1 protein-coding gene is annotated in these 1,175 nt (G+C 47.3%); it reads right to left on the reverse strand.

Annotated elements, in window-relative coordinates; genetic code table 11:
- Positions 1-197: 197 nt before the first annotated feature.
- A complete protein-coding gene (locus D515_RS24920) occupies positions 198-1,160 on the reverse strand; it encodes a transposase (protein WP_051997562.1) in 963 nt (320 codons plus the stop codon).
- Positions 1,161-1,175 lie beyond the last annotated feature (15 nt).

Here is a 1,175-nt window from a genome sequence, read left to right on the forward strand (position 1 = left end):
AGGACAGACAAAACAAGAGAAATAGGGCAGATAGTATTTCCCTTATTGAGTAAACCGCATATTTGGGTGACTATTTGGAGGAGTTCAACATTGGCGTTGCCGCCTAATCGACTTCCGGCTTAATTTATCTAAATTGCAGGCAATAAAAATATCAGGCAAAGACCTGATTGTTTAAGGACAGAATAGAGAGAGGACGATTAGCTGTCAGGTAAACGTATTCCTGAGACTCTCTGGCGCTGAAGAAGCGGTAATGCTGCTTTAATGGCGTTACCCGTCCCCACCATATTACCAGCTTCGATGTTTGAGGTTGTTCTTAGCCAAAGGGACGGTTCAATACCAAGGCGTTCCAGTAATGGTGGTAATTTAGCATCTATCTGGCCACGCTTATCATCACGAACTTGCCTGCCCGTCCATTCAACCAACTCCAGATAGTCCAATAACCGAAAGGGGATACCGTCTGGCTGGTCTTTACGCGGATATCCCGCGAAAACATGTAAGCCTTCAGCATTCACCTGGTCATTTCTCAGTGCTTCAATTCGGGCTTTGACCGACGTGTACTCAGAGGACTCAGGCGAATCGGCGATATCAGCGCGTATCGGGTTGAGGTCAACATAGGCCATCGCGGCAGCCAGCGCCTTTTCATCCAACAATGCTTGGCTCTTAAAACGCCCTTCCCAGAAGTGACCAGTGCACTGGTCTTCACGGTTTGCTTCTGCAGCAATGTATTGATTTAGCATGCGCATAAACCAGCTGATAGAGGTTAAGCGTGCTCGCCACGTTTCAATGAATTCCAGACATCGTTCATTTTCAGCCTCTGACATTTCTTCACCCCGCATAAAGCGTTGTATCAGCACAGGGCCTTGATGAAATGCTAACCACCGCTCGGCCACCTCTAATGGTGATAACACCATGGCTCTCTCTATGTTGATATGCAAAACGACGTGATAATGATTGCTCATAATGGCGTAGGCGCACACATCGATACAGAACGCCTTCGATAATGAGAGTAGACGTTTCTCTATCCATCCTCGACGGTGCTCAAAGCACTTACCCTGTGCATTGTCAAAGCCGCAAAGAAATGAACGGCGAACGCAGCGAGATATGCAGTGATAGTAAGTTGTGGCTTCAGTATTAATGAGCGAGGAGCGAGCGGTTGTCATGGCGAATTCGAATAC

Source organism: Grimontia indica (assembly GCF_000333895.2).
Classification (GTDB): Bacteria; Pseudomonadota; Gammaproteobacteria; order Enterobacterales; family Vibrionaceae; genus Enterovibrio; species Enterovibrio indicus.

Coding starts and splice junctions, on each gene's coding strand:
- D515_RS24920 (WP_051997562.1), bottom strand. CDS start 1,160: ATGACAACCGCTCGCTCCTCGCTCATTAATACTGAAGCCACAACTTAC.